We start from the raw sequence: 21,720 nt of genomic DNA on the forward strand, positions 1-21,720 counted from the left end.
GCTCAGTCGACCCCGACAAAACCACCGGTCTGATGCGCCCACAGGCGGGCGTACAGACCGCCGTGCTCCAGCAACTCCGCATGCGTGCCGCTCTCGACGATGCGGCCGCCATCCAGCACCACCAGCCGGTCCATGCGCGCGATGGTCGAAAGGCGGTGCGCAATCGCAATCACCGTCTTGCCTCGCATCAGCGTTTCCAGGCTTTCCTGAATGGCGGCTTCGACTTCCGAATCGAGCGCTGAGGTCGCCTCGTCCAGGATCAGGATCGGCGCGTCTTTCAACAACACGCGCGCGATGGCAATGCGCTGGCGCTGGCCGCCCGAGAGTTTCACGCCGCGTTCACCCACCAGCGCATCAAAGCCACGCCGGCCGTGCGCGTCAGACAGGTGCGGGATGAACTCGTCGGCACGGGCACCGCGCACGGCTTCCATCAACTCGGCCTCGCTGCTATCCGGCTTGCCATAGCGCAGGTTGTCGCGAATGGAGCGGTGCAGGAGCGAAGTGTCCTGCGTGACCATGCCGATCTGCGCGCGCAGGCTCTCTTGCGTGATGCCGGCAATGTCCTGGCCGTCGACCAGGATGCGGCCTTGCTCCACGTCGTACAGGCGCAGCAACAGGTTGACCAGCGTTGACTTGCCCGCGCCCGACGGGCCGACCAGGCCGATCCGCTCGCCAGGGCGTACGACAAGATCCAGCCCTTCGATCACGCCGCTGCCCTTGCCGTAGTGAAAGCCGACGTGCTCGAAGCGCACTTCGCCCTGGGTGACACGCAGCGGTTGTGCACCCGGCTGGTCGGTCACGGTGCGCGGCACGGCAATGGTCTGCATGCCGTCCTGCACCTGCCCGACGTTTTCAAAGATGCCGTTGACCACCCACATGATCCAGCCGGACATGTTGTTGATGCGGATCACCAGCCCCGTTGTCAGCGCAATGGTGCCGACCGTCACCAGCCCCTGGCTCCATAGCCACAGTGCAAGCCCGGTGGTGCCTGCGATCAGCGCACCGTTCATGCCGGTGATGGTGAAATCCATGGCACTGACCATGCGCCCGGCCATGCGCGTCTTCTCGGTCTGCTCCGACATCGCGTCGCGCGCGTAGGTCTCTTCGTGCTGCGTATGGGCGAACAGCTTGAGCGTGGTGATGTTGGTGTAGCCGTCGACAATGCGACCCATCAGCTTGGAGCGCGCCTCGGTGGCAACGACCGAGCGCGCCTTCACGCGCGGCACGAAGTAGGCCAGCGCGGCGATGTAGCACGCAATCCACAGCAGCAGCGGCACCATCAGGCGCCAGTCGGCTTGCGCAAACAGCACCAGCGCGCTGATCGAATAGATCAGTACATGCCAGATCGCATCCACCGACTGCACGGCCGAATCCCGCAGCGAAAAGCCGGTCTGCATGATGCGCTGGGCGATGCGGCCGGCAAAGTCGTTCTGGAAGAACGACAGGCTCTGCTTGAGCACGTAGCGGTGGTTCTGCCAGCGGATCAGGTTGGCCAGGTTCGGGTTGATGACCTGATGCACCAGCACATCGTGCAGGCCAAAGATGATGGGCCGGGCGATCACCGCAACGAAGGCCATCCACAGCAGTTCGTTGCGGTGCCGGGTGAAGAACGCTGCCCCCGGCGTCGCCTGAATCATGTCGACGATGCGCCCGAGAAAATCGAACAGCGCCACCTCGATCAGCGCCCCCACCAGCCCCACGGCCAGCAGGAACACGAAGACGCCGCGCACCTCACGCAGGAAGTAGGCGTAGAAGCGCCAGACATCGCCCGGCGGCTTGCTGTCGGGCAAATGGCGGAAGGGGTCGATGAGTCTTTCGAGGCGGCGCAGCGGCATGTCGGGTCGAGCGGGGGGAGGTGACCGACGCCCCTGGGCGGGGCGTGCGCGGGAGAGCTGCCCATGATACGCGCGACAAAAAAGCCACGCCTGAGGCGGGGCTTTCGCGGTCTGCTGCCGCGAAGTGGATCGCCGGCGCCTTGCGCATGAGGTTCTGAACCCGGAGTGTTGAGGCTCGCAGCTTGGCGTTTGGGGTTCAGAGCTTGGAGCGTGAGGTTCTGAACGCGGCGTTCGAGGTTCCGAACTCGAAGGATGACGCTCGGAACTCGAAATGTTGGAGTTCAGAACTCGACGGTCGAGGCTCTGAGCTTGGTGTTTAGCGTTGCGAGCCCAACGCATGTGGCGCTGGACTCGGCAATCGGGGTCCGGAACCCGGTGCGTGAGGGTTTGAGCCGTGCTGGGCCCACGCACGTCGCGGCATGAAAAAAGCCGCTCGGTTGAGCGGCTTCTTGTGCAGACAGCAGGGCGGTCTTCAGCGCACGACCATGTGCGTGAACGGCTCCACGTACGCCTGCAGCGTGATCAACAGGCCCACCAGGAAGGCCAGCGCAATCGAGTGGAAGAACACGTAGCGCAGGATGTCGCCCTCGTGGCCGTACCACTTGGTGGCGGTGGAGGCCACCACGATGGACTGTGCGTCGATCATCTTGCCCATCACGCCGCCCGAGCTGTTGGCGGCAGACATCAGGATCGGCGACAGGCCAAGCTGCTCGGCCGTGGTCTTCTGCAGGCCGCCGAACAGCACGTTCGATGCCGTGTCCGAGCCCGTGAGCGCCACGCCCAGCCAGCCCAGCATCGTGCCGAACAGCGGGTACAGCACGCCGGTGTGCGCAAAGGCCAGGCCCAGCGTGGCGTCCAGCCCCGAGTAGCGGGTCAGGTACCCAATGCCGAACATCGCGCAGATGGTCAGCAGCGAATAGCGCGTGAGTTTGATGGTGTTCCAGTACTCCTTGAGCATGCGCGGGATCGAATAGCCCATCAGCAGGCCGCCCACAACGGCTGAGACGAGAATGCCCGTCCCGGCCATCGACAGCACGTTGAAGAGGAACACTGCGCCTTCCTTCGTTTCCTTGGCGACCACCGGCGGGCCCTTGACCACCATCTTGTCCAGCCCCGGAATCGGGAACTTGAATTGCCAGATGCCGTCGACCAGCGCCTTGAACTGCGGCACGCCCCAGATGAACACGAAGACCGTCAGGATCACCCACGGCAGCCACGCTTGCATGCGCGAGATCTTGCCGTCGGTGGCGGTGGTGGCTTCGCGTGCTTCAGCAGCGGCTTCGGGATCGACGCGGGAGCTGTCTTCGCGGTTGCGCAGGGCGGTCGACGTCCAGATGGTCTTGGGCTTCCACACCTTCAGGAACAGCGTGAGTGAGCCCATCGATACCAGCGCCGCAATCACGTCCACCAGCCACGGGCCGTGGAAGTTCGACACCAGGAACTGCGGAATGGCGAACGACACACCTGCCACCAGGATCGCGGGCCAGATCTGCAGCATGCCGCGGAAGCCCGCAAACGCCCAGATCAGCCAGAACGGCACCAACACCGAGAAGAAGGGCAGTTGGCGGCCGACCATGGCCGACAGATGCAGCAGATCCAGCCCCGTGACGGAGGCCAGCCCGATGAGCGGTGCGCCCAGCGCCCCGTAAGCCACCGGCGCGGTGTTGGCGATCAGCGCCAGGCCGGACGCCGCCAGCGGCGAGAAGCCCAGGCCGATCAGGATGGCGCCCGTCACGGCCACCGGCGTGCCGAAGCCCGCTGCGCCTTCAAAGAAGGCGCCAAAGCTGAACGCCACCAGCAGCAGTTGCAGGCGGCGGTCTTCGGTAATGCCGGAGATGGAGCTCTGCAAGACCTTGAACGACCCGTTCAAGGTGGTGAGCCGGTGCAGGAAGATGATGTTGAGAACGATCCAGCCGATCGGGAACAGGCCGGAAACGATGCCAAGGCCCGCCGCCTTGCCCGCCATGGCGGCCGGCATGCCAAACACGAACGAGGCAATGCCGATGCCGACAATCAGCGCCAGGCCCGCAGCCAGATGGGCCTGCATATGAAAGAAGGCCAGCGAACACAGCAGCACCGCCACCGGTATGCCGGCCGCGATGGTTGACCACACGGCACTGCCGAGCGGGTCATAGACTTGATTCCACATCTTGATCTCCTCCTGTTTCTGGGCGTTTCAGCTCATGGCGATACCGAACGTCTTCTTGCGCCCGCGTCTGATAGGTCAGCGAGGCGAACGCGGATTTTAGGAACAAGCGTGTCGGGGTCTGCGCAATATTCTGTCACTTTCAACCTGAAAAGTATTCATCGGCGCGTGACGCCCGGTGCTGTGCGGCTTGGTGTGGCGCGCAGGAATTGCACCGGGTAAATCCGGGTTGTGGAATCATTGCGCCTGCAAAGTTCCAATCGATAACAAATCCGCCCCGATCGATCCTTCCTTCATGGCTTTCCTGACGGCTCTCTCTCTGCGCCGCCTGGCCGCTGCCGGGCTGGTTTTGCTGATCGCGCTAGTCACGTCCTTGCCGGCAGCGCGCGGCCAGACGGCTCCCAACGCTGCATCGACACCCGAGAAAAGCGAATCCACGCGCCCGCGCATCGGCCTTGTGCTGTCGGGCGGCGGGGCGCGCGGCTATGCGCATATCGGCGTGCTCAAGGCGCTGGAGCGCATGCGGATTCCGGTGGACGTGATTGCCGCCACCAGCATGGGCGCCGTGGTGGGCGGGCTGTATGCCAGCGGCATGCGGGCAGATGCGCTGGAGGAGAAGCTCACGCAGGTTGACCTGAGCGACATTGCTTTCGACCGCAACGAGCGCGCCAAGCTGCCGCAATCGCTGCGCGAGGACGATTTCCAGTACCCGATCGGCCTGTCCGCCGGTTACGGCGACGGCAAGCTCAAGCTGCCGGCCGGGCTGGTGCAGGGCAACCGCCTGCTGGCGTTGCTCAAGAACTGGACGGCGCAGTGGCCCGACAACATCAAGTTTTCGCAGTTGCCGATTCCGTTCAAGGCCATGGCAACGGACCTGTTCACGGGCGATCCGGTGATCCTCGATCGCGGTTCGCTGCCACTGGCGATGCGCGCCAGCATGGCGGTGCCCGGCCTGTTCGCGCCCATCGAGGTGGACGGGCGCACGCTGGTTGACGGCGGCCTGGTGGCCAACCTGCCGGTGCAGCTGGCGCGCGACATGGGCGCGGACATCATCATTGCCGTCAACATCGGCTCCGACCTGCAGCGGCCGGAAGACCTCGCCTCGCCGGCGGCGGTGACGCAGCAGATGATCACCATCCTGGTCGGCCAGAACGTGCGCGCGCAGAAGGCGCTGTTGCGCGGGCGCGACGTGCTGATCGAACCGCAGCTCAATGAGCTGTCGTTCACCGATTTTGCCAAGGGCCCGCAGGGCGTGGCCCAAGGCGAGAAATCGGCGCAGGGCGTCGAGGCCAAGCTGGCGGCGCTGTCGATCTCGCCGCAGGCGTATGCGGCCTACCGTGCTGCCCACGTGCCGCAGGGCATGCTGGCCCAGAATGCGCGCATCGACACCATTGACGTGACCACCAGCGGCCGCGTGCCGGTGGCGCGTGTGCGCCAACTGCTCAAGGTGCGCGAGGGTGACACCTATGACGCCGAAGAACTCAACCGCGAGCTCTCGGCCCTGGCAACCACCGGCGATTTTGAAACCGTGACGCAGCGGCTGGTGGAAGAAAACGGCGTCCACACGCTCAAGATCGACGCGCATGAGAAATCCTGGGGCAACCAGTTCTTCCTGTTTGGCTTGGGCATGTCGACCAACTTCGATGGGCGCGGTGCGTTCAACGTCAACATTGGCCATCGTTATCCGTGGCTCACGCAGAGTGGGTTGGAATGGCGCAATGACATTGTGCTGGGCAGCAACCGCGCGAGCATCCACACCGAGCTGCGCCAGCCATTGTGGCCCGCACGGGGGTTCTATATCGCGCCCTATGCAGAGTATTCACGCCGCCGTTCGGATCAGTACTTTGACGACCAGCCACCGACCAAAGACGCCAGACCGTTCAACAGTCTCACCATCGAAACGGCGCGTGCCGGTGTCGACATGGGCATCCCACTGGGCCGCAAGGGCGAGCTGCGGCTGGGGGTGAACTACGTGAAAAAAAACGCGACCTACAACTACCTGTCGCTGGTGACGGATGACTCCGGCGAAATCGTGGATGCGCTCAATCTTCCATCCCTGACTGCCACTCAGCCGGCATTCCGTGCGCAGCTCACACTGGACCAGCTTGACGATGCGCTGTTCCCGCGCAGTGGCTACTACCTGTTCGGCAGCGTGGAAGCAGGCTTCGGCTCGCCCGACAAGAAGTACAACATCGCCCAGGCCAAGGGCCTGTGGGCGACGAGTTATGGGCGCCACACGTTCAACGTTGCGCTGGAAGGGGCGGGGCAGTTCGGCGCAAACAGCCCGACGCAGGAGAACGGCGGTAACAGTGGTAACGGTGCCAATGAGGGTTTCTATCTTGGTGGCTTCCAGCACCTTTCTGCCTATGCGCAGGACCAGTTCAACGGGCAGTACCTGCTGTATGGCCGCCTGACCTATCTGTACGACCTGCGCGTGGATGATCTGCTGGGTTTGCGCGCACCGGTCTTTGGCGCGAGTGCAGAGGCGGGCAACGTCTGGCAGTTGCGCAACAACTTCGGTCGCGGCGGTTACCTGAAGAGTGGTAGCGTGTTCGTCGGCGGCAACAGCCCGATCGGGCCGCTGTACTTCGGTTTTGCCCTGGCGCCGCAGGGCGTGTGGAACGTCTACCTGCAGTTGGGGCGCGTGTTCTGACGCCGCTTCACGCAGTGCATGTACGCAGGCGCCTTGGGGAAGTGCCTGCTTCGTAAGGTCTTGATCAGATTGGGAAATCAATCGACCAAGCCGTAGCGGGGCTGCGTGCTAGCCTTCCGCTTCGCTTTTTCAATATCTCGGGCGCGCACGCGCCCAGCCCCCTTTCCCATGATGTTCTCTGTGTTGTCCCAGGGTTCCCGTTCGTTCCGGTGGTTGCTCTGCATAGGTGTGTTCGGCGCGCTGGTGGCCTGCAGCAAGCACGCTGATGAGGCTGCCAAACCTGCCGGCCCGCCGGAAGTCGAGTTTGCCGTTGCGCAGCGCTCCGATGCGCCGCTGGTGACCGAGTTGCCCGGCCGTATCGAGCCGTATCGCACGGCAGAAGTGCGCGCACGCGTCGATGGCATCGTGCTCAAGCGCGCCTATGAAGAAGGGCAGGTGGTCAAGGCGGGCCAGGTGTTGTTCCGTATCGATCCCGCACCGCTCAAGGCGCAGGTGGACGCGGCACAAGGCGCGCTCGCCCGTGCGCAGGCACAGGTTGCCATCGCCCGCGACAAGGCCACCCGCTACAAGGGCCTGGCCTCCACCCGTGCCGTGAGCGAACTCGAATACGCCGAAGCGCAATCCGCCGAGCGTCAGGCTGCAGCCGACGTGGTCTCCGCCCGTGCTGCACTGGAAACAGCGCAACTGCGCCTGGGCTACGCCACGGTCACCGCGCCAATCGCTGGCCGCTCGCGCCGCGCGCAGGTAACCGAGGGCGCGCTGGTCAAGGAAGACGCCGCCACGCCGCTCACCACGGTCGAGCAGATCGACCCGATCTACGTCGACTTTGCCCAGCCCGCCGCCGAGGTGCTCGCCCTGCAGCGTGCGCTCAAGAAGGGGCAGGCTTCTGCGTTGTCCGGCCAGGACGTTGGCGTGCAGGTGATCCTGAGCGACGGCGTGGCCTATGAGCGCCCGGGCCGGTTGCTGTTCTCCGATCTGGCGGTGGACCGTGCGACGGACAACGTCTCGATGCGTGCCGTGCTGCCGAATCCGGATGGCTTGCTGCTGCCCGGCATGTACGTGCGGGTGAAGCTGTCGCACGCCGTGCAGCAGGGCGCGGTGACGATTCCGAAGGGCGCCCTGCAGCGTGACCGCCATGGCGCGACCGTGTTCGTGGTGAAAGCCGACAACACGCTGGCGGCGCAGCCCGTGGCTGCGCAAACGCTGGCCGGTGACCAATGGCTCGTGACGAGCGGCCTGAGCGGCGGCGAGCGCATTGCCATCCCGGGCATGCAGACGCTGGAAGCTGGCATGGCCGTCAAGCCGGTGCCCGCCACCAAGCACGCCGACGCTGCCGCAGACACCAAGCCGACCGAGCGCACCAAAGGCTGACCATGGCACGTTTCTTTATCGACCGCCCGGTCTTTGCCTGGGTGATTGCGCTGGCCATCATCCTGGCCGGCCTGCTTGCGCTGCCCAGCTTGCCGGTGGCGCAGTATCCGAACATCGCGCCGCCCAACGTCAGCATCAACGCCAACTATCCAGGGGCCTCTGCGCGCACGGTGGAGTCGGCTGTCACGGCCATCATCGAGCGCGAGATGAACGGAGCGCCGGGGTTGCTGTACATGTCCTCTTCGTCCGACGCGGCGGGCAACGTGTCGATCAACCTGTCGTTCAAGCAGGGCACCAGCCCCGATCTGGCGGCGGTGGAGGTGCAGAACCGCCTGAAGATCGTCGAGGAGCGCCTGCCCGAGGTCGTGCGCCGCAACGGCATCCGCATTGAGAAGGCGGCCGAGAACTACATGATGTATCTGTCGCTGTCGGCTGAGCGTGGCCGCTTCGACGGTATCGATCTGGGTGATCTGGCCTCGTCCGACCTCATTCCGCAACTGCGCCGCGTGTCGGGTGTCGGTACCGCACAGTTGTTCGATGCGGAATACGCCATGCGCATCTGGCCCGATGCGGACAAGCTCACCGCACTCGGCCTGACCGCGGGCGACTTGAGCGATGCCGTGCGTCGTTATAACGCGCGCATCACCGTGGGTGAAATCGGCAGCGGGGCGGTGCCGGGCAGTGCGCCCATCAACGCGAGCATTACCGGCGACGATGGGCTGACCACGCCTGATGCCTTCGGTCAGATCCCGCTGCGTGCGGATGCGCAGGGCCGCATGGTGCTGCTGCGCGACGTGGCGCGCGTGGAGCTGGGCGGCAGCGACTACCTGTACCTCTCGCGCATGAATGGCAAGCCGGCCACGACCATCGGTATCAAGCTCGCGCCGGGTGCCAACGCGGTGGGTGTGGCCAAGCGCGTGCGTGCGGTGCTGGACGAGGCGCAGGCGCACTTCCCGCCGGGCGTGCGCTACGAAGTGGCGTACGACAGCTCGCGCTTTGTCGGCATCGCCATTGAGCAGGTGGTCAAGACGCTGCTGGAAGCCGTGGTGCTTGTGTTTCTGGTGATGATGCTGTTCATGCAGAACCTGCGTGCGACGCTCATCCCCACGCTGGTGGTGCCGATTGCGCTGCTGGGCACGTTTGCGGTGATGCTGCCGATGGGCTTTTCCATCAACGTGCTGACGCTGTTCGGTCTGGTGCTCGCGATCGGCATCCTCGTCGACGATGCCATCGTGGTGGTGGAGAACGTCGAGCGCGTGATGCACGAAGAAGGGCTCTCGCCGCGCGATGCGACGGCCAAGGCCATGCGCCAGATCAGCGGGGCCATCGTCGGCATCTCGCTGGTGCTGACGGCGGTGTTCGTGCCGATGGCGTTCTTTGGCGGTGCGGTGGGCAACATCTACCGGCAGTTCTCGTTGTCGCTGGCGGTGTCGATGGTGTTCTCGGCCTTCCTGGCGCTGACGTTGACGCCGGCCTTGTGTGCGACGTTGCTCAAACCGGTGGAGCCTGGGCACAGTACGGAGCGCAAGGGCTTCTTCGGCGCGTTCAACCGGGGCTTTGCGCGATTGACAGCGCGTTACCAGGGCGGTGTCGCCAAGCTGCTGACGCGTACCGGCCGTGCGCTGATTGTCTATGGCGCGATTATCGGCGTGGTGGTGCTGCTGTTCATGCGCTTGCCGACCGCCTTCCTGCCGGAAGAAGACACGGGCGAGTTCATGACCGTCGTCATGCTGCCCACGGGGGCCACGCAGGCGCAGACGCTCGACGTGGTGCGTCAGGCCGAGCAGTACTTCATGACCAAGGAGCCGGCCGTTGCGTCCACGCTGGCCATCACAGGCTTTAGCCTGTACGGCAACGGGCAGAACGCGGCCATGCTGTTCCTCACGCTCAAGGAGTGGAAGCAGCGCAAGGGTGACGACCAGCACGTCGACGCCGTGGTTGCTCGCGCCAATACCGCGTTCGGCAAGATCAAGGGCGCGATGGTCATGGCGATGAACTCGCCCGCGCTGCCGGAGTTGGGCAGCAAGCCCGGCTTCGACCTGCGTCTGCAAGATCGCGGCGGTGCCGGCTATGAGCGCCTTGCGCAAGCACGTGACCGTGTGCTGGCCGAGGCAGCCAAGCATCCGGCGTTGTCGGAGGTGACCTTTGCCGGCCAGGGTGATGCTCCGCAGATCCTGATCGACGTGGACCGCAAGAAGGCGCTGTCGATGGGCGTGTCGATTGACGACATCAACCGCACGCTGGCCGTGATGTTCGGCTCCGACTATGCGGGCGATTTCGTCTATCGCAACCAGGTGCGCCGCGTGATCGTGCAGGCCGACGGCAAGCAGCGTGTGTCGGTCGAACAGCTTGGCCGCATGCATGTGCGCAACGCCGCGGGTGCAATGGTGCCGCTGTCTGCCTTCACCACGGCCCAATGGATCGTGGGGCCGCTCAAGCTGGACCGCTACAACGGCTTTCCGGCCATGGCGATCAACGGCTCGCCTGCCGCCGGCCACAGCTCGGGCGAGGCCATGGCCGCCATGGAGTCCATCGTGCGTAACCTGCCCGACGGTTTCGGCTATGAATGGAGCGGTCAGTCGTTCGAAGAGCGCTTGTCGGGTGCGCAGGCGCCGGCGCTGTTTGCGTTGTCGATCCTGGTGGTGTTTCTGTGTCTGGCGGCGTTGTATGAAAGCTGGTCGATTCCGCTGGCCGTGATGCTGGTGGTGCCATTGGGTGTGTTCGGTGCGCTGTTGGGTGCCACGCTGCGCTTCCTGCCCAACGACATCTATTTCAAGGTCGGCTTGATCGCCACGATCGGCTTGTCAGCCAAGAACGCGATTCTGATCATCGAAGTCGCCAAGGATCTGGTAGCGCAGGGCATGGGCCTGATCGAGGCGACGCTGGAGGCCGCACGCCTGCGCTTCCGGCCGATCGTGATGACCTCGCTGGCGTTTGCCTTCGGTGTGGTGCCGCTGGCGATTGCAACGGGGGCGGCATCCGCCAGCCAGCGTGCGATCGGCACGGGCGTGCTGGGCGGCATCATCACGGCGACGGTGCTGGCGGTGTTCCTGGTGCCGGTGTTCTTTGTGGTGGTGCGGCGCGTGTTCAAGGGCAGCGAGCGCCAGCGCCGGCTGGATGCGGCGCACGAGCATGAGACCGCTGGGCCGGTGGCCTGATCGATTCGCTCAATCCGCAGCGGCTGGGCTCTTGCGCCTGGCGGCCGCCGGATCGAATCCGAAGAAGCCCAACACCTCGGCCGCGACCTGATCGCGGTCGTTGTCCACGCAGATCATGTGGTAGCTGTTCTCCAGCACCACGGTGCGGGCGCGCGGCAGGGTGGCCTGCAGTGTCTCGGCGGAGCGTAGGCTGGTCAGCTCGTCCTCACGGGCGTGGATGATCAGCGTCTCGCAGGGGGTGGCGCGCATGGCGGCATGCGCCTTGACGCGCAGCCGATCGACTTCGCGAATGCAGGTGAGCGGTACCCAGGGGTAGTGGAAGCTGTCGCCGCGTGCGAGCTTGGCCTTGATGATCCGCCGCAACAGTGGGTTCTTGATGCCGAACGGTTCGTCTTCTTCCACGCGCATGTGCGCGGCCATGCCCGGAATCCGGTACACCGCGTGGCGCAGTTCCCGATACCAGGGTGTCGACCAGCCGTCGACGTACATGGGCGTTGCCAGCAGCGCCAGCCTGGCTTGCGGGCGATCCACGCCGTGCCGCACACGATGCGCCAGCACCAGTGCCAGCAGCGCGCCCATGCACATACCGGCGATGTGCACGGTTTCGTGCTCCGCGAGGAGCTGGTTGTACGTTTGCGCAAGCGCGTCGAGCCACGCCTCGGCGTGCGTGGTGAGCAGGTCTTCCGGGCGCGTGCCGTGGCCGGGCAGGGTAGGGGCGTGCGTGACCGAGCCAGCGTTGCGCAGCGCTTTCTGCAGTACGCCCAGGTCATAGGACGTGCCGCCCAGGCCGTGGATCAGCAGCACAGCCGTGCTGCTGGGCGCTGGCGTGGTCACAGTGCGGTCTCGACCGACCAGGTACCGGCCACCAGCGCCGTATTGCCGACGGCATCCGTCAGCGGCCCACCGGTATCCACCACCGTATGCAACGTGCCGTCGCGCGCGGTGAGGCGCAGCGTTTGCCGGCGTGCGGGTGCGACGGTTTCATCGTCGACTGCGGGGGTGCCGAGCCAACGGGCGCTCAGGGCGGCGCGATCGTCCGGATGCACGAGCTGCAGCACGGTGGAGACCGAAGCCATGGTCTGCGCGTCATGCCCGAAGGCCAGCGTCACGTCGCCGCCCCAGTCGATGCGGCCGCTGACCGGGTCGATGGTGTAGACGAGCTGGCTGGACGCCGCCAGTGCCAGCTCCACGCGGTTCTGCCAGTGCGCGCTTTGCTCGTGCAGTTGCTCACGCGTGGTCTTGAGCGCGCTCACCAGCAGCACCAGCAGCGCGGCAACGCCCAGATACAGCTGCGTTTCCAGCAGCGATTGGCCGTAGTGGCGGTCGAGCACCGCAAACGGGCCATCGCCTTCGGCTGTTTGCGTCAGCGCCACCAGCGCCAGCAGCAGCACCGCCACCGAGCCGCCGCGCCCGCCCCACAGCAGAGCCACCACCACGGCAAAGAATAGCGGCACGTAGGTCAGCGCAAAGCCAATGCCATCGCCAAATTTGCTGACGCTGTTGCCATCGAAAATCACGTACGAAGACAGTGCCAGCGCGATGAAGGCCGCCAGGCCGAGAAGGAAATCCGTGCGATCCGTGCCGCCGGAGCGGAACGCGCGAAAGCGGGACCATGCCGCCAGCACCGGCGTGACAATCAGCACACCCAGAAAATCCGAGGCACCCCAGACGCGGAAGACGTGTCCGAATGAACCATTCTGCGACCACGCAAACCACGCAGCGCCGAACACGGCACCGACAACGCTGCTGATCGCCCCCGCTGTCAGCATCGCGCGCAGGAAATACAGCCCTTCCACCGGCACACCCGCGAGTCGGATCACGGCCACGGCCAGCGCTGAGCTACCGGCTTCGTCCAACACGAAGAGCATGGCGTGCGCCGGGTTGGTGTGCTCGATGGCGGCCAGCGCCAGTTGTGCCACCGCAAACGCTGCGCCCAGCCCCGGCCATTCGCGGTACGGCCGCATCATGAAGGCCGCCATGGTCACGCCCGCCGGCAACCAGATATAGCCCGTCATGTCGACTGGCCCGTTCAGGCGGTGCGACACAATGGCGGCAACCAGATAGAGCACGCCCCACAGGATCGTGGCGACGGTGGTGGAAGGTCGGTGGAATTGCATCCGGGTTTCCCTCGGTGAAAACAAAAAACCGCGCCGGCATGCATGCCGTGCGCGGTTGGTGATGCTACCGCAATTGGTTCGGCGGGCGCTCAGACGACCGGCAACGCCAACACTTCCTGCGCCGCGCGCCGATCGCGCAGCTCGGTCATCCAACGCTCAAGGTTCGGACGCGCCGGGCGCTCCATCGGCAGCCCGAGCCAACGGTGCGCGGCGCAACCGCAGACGATGTCGGCCATGGTGAAGCGTTGGCCGGCCACATAGGGCTGCTTGGCGAGCACGCCATCGAGGACGGCGCTGGTGCGTTCGGCGGCCTGGCGCGAGCGCTCGATGCGGGCGGCGTCGCGTTGGTCTTCGGGGGTGCGCACGAGCTGCAGGAACGCATCCACCATCGACGGGCTGAATGAGGTGGTCTGCCAGTCCATCCAGCGGTCGGCATCTGCACGCTCGTGCAGTTCGAGCGGGTACAGATTGCCCGGGCCGTAACGCGCCGACAGGTAGCGCACGATGGCGTTGGACTCCCACAGGACGAAGCGCTCATCGCTGGAATCGTTTAGGCCGTCTTCGATGACGGGGATCATGCCGTTCGGGTTCATCGCTTTGAATTCCGGCGTGTCGACGCCCCCGAAGGCACCGCCGACGTCGATGCGCTCATGGTCGAGCGACAGCTCGCGCGCGCACCAGACCACTTTCTGTACGTTGACCGAAGAGAGTCTTCCCCAGATCCGCAGCATCGACGACGGCTCCTTTCTTAGATGGATGAGTGAACGGTGTTACCTAATTTAGGCGGCCTTGGGTGTGAGTGCCGCAATTTCTGTGCGGAGCAGTTCACCCAGCACGGCAATGCCTTGTTCGATCCGTTCCGGCGCCACCGTCACGAACGCCAGGCGCAGCGTGTTACGGCGCGGCGCGTTGGCGTAGAACGGTGCGCCCGGCACGAACGCCACGTTGCGCGCGACGGCCTTTTCCAGCAGGGCCATCGTGTCGATGCCTTCCGGCACTTCCACCCAGATGAACATGCCGCCTTCCGGGCGGTTCCAGTGCACGCCTTGCGGCATGTGGCGCTGGAGCGAATCGAGCATCGCCTCGCACTGCTTGCCGTAGAGGTCACGAATGCTCGGGATGTGCGTGTCGAGCAGGCCGGTCTTCAGCACCTCGTAGGCCACGCGCTGCGTGAAGCTGGGCGTGTGCAGGTCCGATGCCTGCTTGGCCTGCACGAGTTTGAAGTGGATGTGCTCGGGCGCAATGATGTAGCCCAGGCGCATGCCCGGTGCCAGGATCTTCGAGAACGAACCCATGTAGACCACGCCGTCCGGATTGAGCGAGCGCAGCGAGGGCAGTTGGTCGCCGGTGTAGCTCAGCTCGCCGTACGGATCGTCTTCGACCAGCAGCACGCCGAGTTCCTTGGCGCGGACCACCAGGGCCTGGCGGCGGTCGAGCGGCAGGCGGCGGCCGGTCGGGTTCTGGAAGTTCGGGATGGTGTAGAAGAAGCGCGCGCCAGCGGTCAGCTCGGGCGTGAGCGCTTCGGGCAGCAAGCCCTTGTCATCACTAGGCACCGACGTATATGCCGGTTCGAACAGCGAGAACGATTGCAGGGCACCCAGATAGCTCGGCGTTTCCACCATCACCTTGCTTTGCGGGTCGATGAATATCTTGCCCAGCAGGTCCAGCCCCTGCTGCGAGCCCGTCGTGATCAGCACGCGCGAGGCCGTGGTGCCATGACGTTTGGCGATCCATTCGCGCAGTCCGGACAGCCCCTCGGTCGGGCCGTACTGCAATGCGGCCTGCGGGTTGTCTGCAAACATACGGGCGCACGCCGCCTGAATCGCTTCCACCGGGAAGGTGACCGGGGCGGGCAGGCCGCCGGCAAACGAAATGACCTCAGGACGTTCAGTGATCTTGAGGATTTCCCGGATCGCCGAGCTGGTCAGTTTCTGAGCACGGTTGGAGAAGGTACAGGCGGTGTGGTCCATGGTGTGGTCCTTGTGTTGCGGCGCCCACCTCGTGAGCGGGCGCCGTGGGTGGGCAAAGCGAAAAGAATAGCAGGTGACGCGCCTGTCTTGGCGGGCAGGCGCGTCGCCATTGGGATGCTTAAGCGACTTCAGCGATCAGCTCGATCTCGACGCACGCGCCGAACGGAATCTGCGCGACGCCGAAGGCGCTGCGGGCATGCTTGCCGGCATCGCCAAACACGTCGGCAAACAGCTCCGATGCGCCGTTGGTTACCAGGTGTTGCTCGGTGAACTCCTGCGTGGAGTTGACCAGGCTCATGACCTTGACGATGCGCTTGACGCGGCCCAGGTCGCCACCCAGGTGCGTGTTCAGCGTGGCCAGCAGGTCGATGGCGATGGCGCGCGCGGCGGCCTTGCCTTCTTCGGTGGTCATGTTGGCGCCGAGCTTGCCGACCCACGGCTTGCCGTCCTTCTTGGCGATGTGGCCGGACAGGAAGACCTGGTTGCCGGTTTGCGCGGCCATGACGTAGGCGGCGGCCGGAGCACCAGCGGCGGGCAGTTCGATACCCAGTTGCTTGAGCTTGGTCTGGGCGTCGTGCGTGGCGGTCATGAGGACTCCTTGAGGTGTTGGGTGAACAAATACGGGTGAGGTAACGCTGACAGACGCGCTATCGGCGTACCGACGTTCGCCGGCCGATGCCGACCACGGCAATCACTGCCAGCGCAAACAGCACAGTGGGCGCATCCAGCGATTCGCCCAGCAGCAGCCAGCCGCCGACCAACGTCATGAAAGGTTGCAGCAATTGTATCTGGCCGACCCGAGCAACACCGCCCGCGGCCAGGCCTGAATACCAGAACAGAAAACCGATGAACATGGAAAAGGCTGACACGTAACCCAGCCCGATCCAAGCGCGGGACGACGCATGTGCCAGTGCATCGGCCTGATGCGTGGACGGCAGCCACGCCAGTGCGCCCACCATCGGCAGCAGCACCGGCAGTGAGATGACCAGCGCCCAGGCAATCGTCTGCATGCCGCCCAACTCGCGTGCGAGCTTGCCGCCGGTCGCATAGCCGAGTGCGCCGGTCACCATGGCGGCGAACAGCAGCCAATCGGCGCGGTGCAGGGCGCCGGCGCCTTGCAGCAGCGCAAACGAGACGACGAGCACGCTGCCCACCACCGCGCACAGCCAGAACCCCGTCGACGGCCGCTCACGGCCGAACCACGCGGCAAAGATGGCTGTTGCCAGCGGCAGCAGGCCGGTGATGATGGCACCATGCGCGGCCGGCACATCGCGCATCGCCAGCGAGGAGAACAGCGGGAAACCAACCACCACGCCCATCGCCGTCACTGCGAGCAGCCACCACTGGCGACCCTGCGGACGCTTGCCTGTGGAGAACGCGCCCGTGGCCACCAACAGGCCCAGCGCCAGCACGCTGGCCAACACCGCCCGCGCCAGTGCCACGAAGGTCGCATCCAGCTCGGCCACGGCCATGCGGGTGAACGGCAGCGTCTGGCTGAAGATCGCCACGCCGATGAAGCCGAGTAGCATGCCGCGGCGTTCAGCGTGGTCGGTGTGGTTCAGGGGGAGGGTGGCGGACTTGGTCATGACGGTGACTCAGTCCGCAAACGCCACGGCAACGCGGCGGTTCTGGCGGCTCTTCTTCTCGATCTTGGTGACGACCACGCGGCCGATTTCGCCGGTGGCGCGCACGTGGGTGCCGCCGCACGGCTGGCGGTCGATGCCGTCGATGTGGATGATGCGGATGGCCGATGCGCTCACCGGCGGCGCTGCGCCGATGGTGCGCACGAGTTCAGGTTGCGCGGCCAGTTCTTCCGGTGTGATCAGGTCGATGCGCACCGGCGTGTTGCGGCCGATGAGCGCGTTGAGTTGCGTGGTGAGCGTGTCGCGGTCGAGCGTCGATTCGGGCAGGTCGAAATCGATGCGGCCGGAGTCCGGCGAGATACCGCAGCCCGTGACCGGCACCGGGATCAGCGAGCCCAGCAGGTGCAGGCACGTGTGCAACCGCATCAGGCGGTGGCGGCGGTCCCAGTCGATGGCGGCGGTGACGGGCGTGCCGGGGGCGAGCAGGGCAGCTGCGTCCGCGTTGTCGGCGGGCACGTGTAGCACTGTCTGGCGATCGGGGCTGTAGATAGTGTCGGCAATCGTCACGGTCTGGCCGTCACTCAGGGTCAGCAAGCCGGTATCGCCGGCCTGGCCGCCGCTGCGGGCGTAGAACACGGTCTGGTCCAGCTCGATGCCTTCTGCGTGCACCGCGACGACGGTGGCGTCGCAGGTGGTGCGGTAGGCGTCTTCGTCAAAGCGTTTGAGCGTTGGCATGGCGGGGGTCTCCGATTCGCTGGGTGCGGATTTCTGACCTTGATCCTACCGAACTGTGTCTGTACAGTACCTGTACACTTTATCGTGGCGCTTTCTGTACAGTTTTCAGCCCCGTTTCTGCCCACCCCGTCATGACCGCCTCTTCCCACATCGTCAGTCTGGACGCCCACCGCGCTGCCACCCGGCCGGCTGCGGAGCAGTTGCCCGACCCGATCCCGTCGGCGCAGATGACGCTGGTGGATCAGCTGACCGAGTGGGCGCGCATGCGCATTGATGAACGTGTCTTCCGTGCCGGCATGCGCATGCCGTCGATCCGGCAGCTGGCGCAGGAGAAGAGCATCTCGCGCTTCACCGTGGTGGAGGCGTATGAGCGGCTGGTGGCGCAGGGGTATCTGGAATCGCGCCGCGGCTCGGGCTTCTACGTGAAGGAGCGCCACACGCCGTTGCCGGAAGAGCAGCCCGCCGCGCCGCCGCTGGCGGTCGGGCGCAAGATCGACGTGACCTGGCTGTTGCGCAACATGTTTCTGTCGGCCGAGCCGCGCAAGTCGCCGGGCATCGGTTTTCTGCCCAACGGCTGGCTGGATGGCGAGTTGATTGCCAATGCGTTGCGCGCGCTGGGCCGCCAGAACGGCAACCAGTTTCTGGCGCCGGGCTTGCCGCAAGGCTTCTTGCCACTGCGCCAGCAGTTGCAGACGCGCTTGGCGGAACTGGAGATTGGCGCGCGCCCCGACCAGATTGTCGTGACCTCGGGCATCACATCATCGCTGGACTTGATCGCGCGTCAGTACGTGCAACCCGGCGACACGGTGCTGGTGGGCGATCCGGCGTGGTTCCTGATGTTCGGCCGCTTTGCTGCACAGGGCGCGCAGGTGATTGGCGTGCCGTACACCACCGAGGGGCCGGACCTGGTGGCGCTGGAAGGACTGGTGCAGGTGCGCCGGCCCAAGCTGCTGATCATCAACTCGATCCTGCACAACCCGACGGGCACCTCGCTCTCCGCCGCCAAGGCGTTCCAGCTGTTGCGGCTGGCCGAGCAGTACGGCTTCCTGATTGTTGAAGACGATATCTATGGCGACCTTGCACCGCCCGGACACCAGGGCACGCGCCTGGCAAGCCTGGACCAGTTGCGCCGGGTGATCTATCTGGGCAGCTTCTCCAAGACGCTGGCGATCAATTTGCGCGTGGGCTTTATCGCCTGTCACCCGGAGCTGGCCAAGAATCTGACCGATGGCAAGCTGCTGACGGGCCTGACCACGCCCGAGATCAACGAGCGCGTGCTCTACAAGATCCTCACTGAGGGCCAGTACCGCAAGCATGTCGAGCGCGTACGCGCCCGCCTGGATCGCGCACGGGATGGGGTGCAGCGCAACCTGGAGCGCATGGGCCTGAAGCTGTTTGCACAGCAGGGCGCCGGCATGTTCCTCTGGACCGACACCGGGCAGGATGCCAACGCCATTGCCCGCGCCGGGCACGAGCAGGGCTTTGTGTTTGCGCCGGGGAGCCTGTTCTCGCCGTCGCAGATGCCGTCCACGTGGATGCGCTTCAACATCGCCACCAGCACCGATCCGGACATGCTCCGCTTCCTGGCCGAGCAGCTTGATCGCGGGGCTTGAAAACCGGCTCATCCGCCTTATCTAGCCTCACAAATTCATGCGGGCGCACGCGCAAGGTGTAGCCCGCTTCTCTTTCCACTTTTCTGACTTTTACGCACACCATGAGCGCACCGCACGAGAAGATGGCTTTCCAGGCAGAAGTGAAACAGCTTCTGCATCTGATGATCCACTCGCTGTACAGCAACAAGGAAATCTTCCTGCGGGAGTTGGTTTCCAATGCGTCGGATGCGGTGGACAAGCTGCGCTTCGAAGGCATCGCCGATCCGCAACTGCTCGAAGGCGGCGGTGAGCTGGGCATCCGCATCGGCTTCGATGCCACCGCGCGCACCATCACCATTGCCGACAACGGCATCGGCATGAGCCGCGACGAGGCCATTCGCAACCTCGGCACCATCGCCCGCTCGGGCACGCGCGAGTTCTTCAGTCAGCTCTCGGGCGACCAGCAGAAGGACGCCGCCCTCATCGGCCAGTTTGGCGTGGGCTTCTACTCGGCCTTCATCGTGGCTGACCGCGTGACGGTGGAATCGCGCCGCGCCGGCGTGGCCGCCAATGAAGGCGTGCGCTGGGAAAGCACCGGCGATGGCGAATTCACCGTCGACACCATCGAGCGCGCCGAGCGCGGCTCCACCATCACGCTGCACCTGCGCGAGGGCGAGGACGATTTCCTTTCCGCCTGGCGCATCAAGTCGGTCGTGCAGAAGTACTCAGACCACATCTCCCTGCCGATCCAGATGCGCAAGGAAACGTGGGACGAAGAGAAGAAGACGATGGTCCCCCAGGACGAATGGGAAACCATCAATCAGGGCAGCGCCCTGTGGGCCCGCCCGCGCGCCGACGTGACGGACGATCAGTACATCGCCTTCTACCAGCACATCGCCCACGAAAACGGCAAGCCGCTCGCCTGGACGCACAACCGCGTGGAGGGCCGCAGCGAATACACGCAGCTGCTGTACCTCCCGACCAACGCTCCGTTCGACCTGTGGGATCGCGAGCGCCGCAGCGGCCTGAAGCTGTACGTCAAGCGCGTCTTCATCATGGACGACGCCGAGCAACTGCTGCCGGGCTACTTGCGCTTCGTGAAGGGCGTGATCGATTCGGCGGATCTACCGCTGAACGTGTCGCGCGAAATCCTGCAGGAAAGCCGCGATGTGAAGGCCATCCGCGAAGGCTCGACCAAGCGCGTGCTGGGCATGCTCGAATCGATGGCCGAGTCGGACGACGCGGCCGAGCGCGAAAAGTACGCCACCTTCTGGCAGAACTTCGGCCAGGTGCTCAAGGAAGGCATCGGTGAAGACCACGCCAACAAGGAGCGCATCGCCAAGCTGCTGCGCTTTGCCTCCACGCACAACGAAGACAGCGCGCAGACCGTCTCGCTGGCCGACTACATCGGTCGCATGAAGGAAGGTCAGGACAAGATCTACTACGTGACCGCCGAGAACTGGACGGCCGCCAAATCGAGCCCGCACCTGGAAATCTTCCGCAAGAAGGGCGTGGAAGTGCTGCTGCTGACCGACCGCGTGGACGAGTGGATGCTCTCGTTCCTGCACGACTTCGAAGAGAAGGAACTGGTGTCGGTGGCGCGCGGCGATCTCGACCTCGGCGCCATGGAAGACGAAGCCGAGAAGGCCGAGCATGCCAAAGTGGAAGGCGAGTTCAAGGCGCTGGTCGAGCGTGCCAAGGCCGTGCTGAACGACAAGGCCAAGGACGTGCGGATCACGCACCGCCTGACGGATTCGCCCTCGTGCCTGGTGGCTGACGATGGCGACATCAGCGGCACGCTGGCGCGCCTGCTCAAGCAGGCTGGTCAGCAGGCGCCGGAAAGCAAGCCGGTGCTGGAACTGAACCCGACGCATCCGCTGGTGCGCAAGCTCGCGCTGCTGGAAACCGTCACGGGCAATGAAGCGGATCGCGCTGCGTTCGAAGATCGCCTACACGTGCTGTTCGATCAAGCACTGCTGGCGGAAGGCGGTTCGCTGACGGACCCGGCAGCTTACGTACAGCGTGTGAACCGCCTGCTGGCCTGACCTGCAGCGTGACGCTCAAGCGATGCTTTCCGCCTGTGGTCGACGCGCACACGCGCGTGTTGATCCTGGGCAGCCTGCCCGGCGAAGCATCGCTTGCGCAATCGCAGTACTACGCCTACAGGCACAACCAGTTCTGGCGCCTGGCCGGTGAGGTGATCGGCCAGGACTTGCCGGGCATGGATTACGACGCGCGTCTGCAAGCGCTGCTGGCGCATCATCTCGGTTTGTGGGATGTGGTGGCCGAGGCCAAGCGCGAAGGCAGCCTCGACAGCAAGATTCGGGACCACGCGGGCAACGACCTCGTTGGCCTCATCGCTTCATTGCCGGAACTGGCGGTGATTGCGTTCAATGGCGGTACCGCTGCACGCATTGGCGCGAAGGCACTCGGCGCGCACGGCAGCGGTTACCGTATTCTCACGCTCCCCTCCAGCAGCCCGGCGCACACCTTGTCCTATTCGGAAAAGCTGCATGCGTGGCAGGCACTGCAGCCCTGGTTGGATTAGGCCGCGTCGCCC

Annotated in this window: 15 protein-coding genes; 6 read left to right on the top strand and 9 right to left on the bottom strand. The window is 65.0% G+C overall.

Annotated elements, in window-relative coordinates; all coding sequences use genetic code 11:
* Nucleotides 1–2 precede the first annotated feature (2 nt).
* Both ACS13N_RS12790 and ACS13N_RS12795 read right to left on the bottom strand, forming a co-directional pair.
* Nucleotides 3–1,835 (bottom strand): ABC transporter ATP-binding protein, encoded by a 1,833-nt coding sequence (locus tag ACS13N_RS12790; RefSeq protein ID WP_438931993.1) that lies wholly within the window; start codon nt 1,833–1,835, stop codon nt 3–5.
* A 472-nt stretch (nt 1,836–2,307) separates the two neighbouring features.
* Nucleotides 2,308–3,984, bottom strand: a complete 1,677-nt coding sequence (locus ACS13N_RS12795) for an L-lactate permease (RefSeq protein WP_438931994.1) — start codon at nt 3,982–3,984, stop codon at nt 2,308–2,310.
* A 292-nt stretch (nt 3,985–4,276) separates the two neighbouring features.
* Between ACS13N_RS12795 and ACS13N_RS12800 the strand changes: the two genes are divergently transcribed.
* From ACS13N_RS12800 to ACS13N_RS12810, 3 genes are all read left to right on the top strand, one after another.
* Entirely contained in the window at nt 4,277–6,634 is a 2,358-nt protein-coding gene (locus ACS13N_RS12800; protein ID WP_438931995.1) for a patatin-like phospholipase family protein, read from the top strand.
* A gap of 168 nt (nt 6,635–6,802) precedes the next feature.
* Nucleotides 6,803–8,005, top strand: a complete 1,203-nt coding sequence (locus ACS13N_RS12805; RefSeq protein ID WP_438931996.1) for an efflux RND transporter periplasmic adaptor subunit — start codon at nt 6,803–6,805, stop codon at nt 8,003–8,005.
* A gap of 2 nt (nt 8,006–8,007) precedes the next feature.
* Nucleotides 8,008–11,163: a multidrug efflux RND transporter permease subunit gene (locus ACS13N_RS12810; RefSeq protein ID WP_438931997.1), complete on the top strand. Its 3,156-nt coding sequence runs from the start codon at nt 8,008–8,010 to the stop codon at nt 11,161–11,163.
* Between the two features lie 9 nt (nt 11,164–11,172).
* Here ACS13N_RS12810 and ACS13N_RS12815 read toward each other — a convergent pair whose 3' ends face one another.
* From ACS13N_RS12815 to ACS13N_RS12845, 7 genes are all read right to left on the bottom strand, one after another.
* Nucleotides 11,173–11,997, bottom strand: a complete 825-nt coding sequence (locus ACS13N_RS12815) for an alpha/beta hydrolase (RefSeq protein WP_438931998.1) — start codon at nt 11,995–11,997, stop codon at nt 11,173–11,175.
* Entirely contained in the window at nt 11,994–13,280 is a 1,287-nt protein-coding gene (locus ACS13N_RS12820; protein WP_438931999.1) for an MASE1 domain-containing protein, read from the bottom strand. Before ACS13N_RS12820 ends, ACS13N_RS12815 begins: the two co-directional genes overlap by 4 nt.
* An 89-nt stretch (nt 13,281–13,369) precedes the next feature.
* On the bottom strand, nt 13,370–14,011 hold the full coding sequence (locus tag ACS13N_RS12825) for a glutathione S-transferase family protein (protein WP_438932000.1): 642 nt from the start codon (nt 14,009–14,011) through the stop codon (nt 13,370–13,372).
* Nucleotides 14,012–14,059: 48 nt separating this feature from the next.
* Nucleotides 14,060–15,250 (bottom strand): PLP-dependent aminotransferase family protein, encoded by a 1,191-nt coding sequence (locus tag ACS13N_RS12830; protein ID WP_438932001.1) that lies wholly within the window; start codon nt 15,248–15,250, stop codon nt 14,060–14,062.
* 118 nt (nt 15,251–15,368) lie between these two features.
* The gene (locus tag ACS13N_RS12835) at nt 15,369–15,839 is read right to left on the bottom strand and encodes a RidA family protein (RefSeq protein ID WP_438932002.1); all 471 of its coding nucleotides are present in this window, start codon (nt 15,837–15,839) and stop codon (nt 15,369–15,371) included.
* Between the two features lie 58 nt (nt 15,840–15,897).
* Entirely contained in the window at nt 15,898–16,836 is a 939-nt protein-coding gene (locus ACS13N_RS12840; protein ID WP_438932003.1) for a DMT family transporter, read from the bottom strand.
* Nucleotides 16,837–16,845: 9 nt separating this feature from the next.
* A complete protein-coding gene (locus tag ACS13N_RS12845) occupies nt 16,846–17,568 on the bottom strand; it encodes an alanyl-tRNA editing protein (RefSeq protein WP_438932004.1) in 723 nt (240 codons plus the stop codon).
* A 131-nt stretch (nt 17,569–17,699) separates the two neighbouring features.
* On the opposite strand from ACS13N_RS12845, the gene ACS13N_RS12850 reads away from it, so the two are divergent.
* The 3 genes from ACS13N_RS12850 (at nt 17,700) to ACS13N_RS12860 (ending at nt 21,708) form a co-directional block, all read left to right on the top strand.
* Nucleotides 17,700–19,181 (top strand): PLP-dependent aminotransferase family protein, encoded by a 1,482-nt coding sequence (locus tag ACS13N_RS12850; protein WP_438932005.1) that lies wholly within the window; start codon nt 17,700–17,702, stop codon nt 19,179–19,181.
* A 101-nt stretch (nt 19,182–19,282) separates the two neighbouring features.
* Nucleotides 19,283–21,205: a molecular chaperone HtpG gene (gene htpG, locus ACS13N_RS12855; RefSeq protein WP_438932006.1), complete on the top strand. Its 1,923-nt coding sequence runs from the start codon at nt 19,283–19,285 to the stop codon at nt 21,203–21,205.
* A gap of 8 nt (nt 21,206–21,213) precedes the next feature.
* A complete protein-coding gene (locus ACS13N_RS12860) occupies nt 21,214–21,708 on the top strand; it encodes a DNA-deoxyinosine glycosylase (protein ID WP_438932007.1) in 495 nt (164 codons plus the stop codon).
* Nucleotides 21,709–21,720: the final 12 nt, after the last annotated feature.

The organism is Ralstonia sp. 24A2 (assembly GCF_051783885.1).
Classification (GTDB): domain Bacteria; phylum Pseudomonadota; class Gammaproteobacteria; order Burkholderiales; family Burkholderiaceae; genus Ralstonia.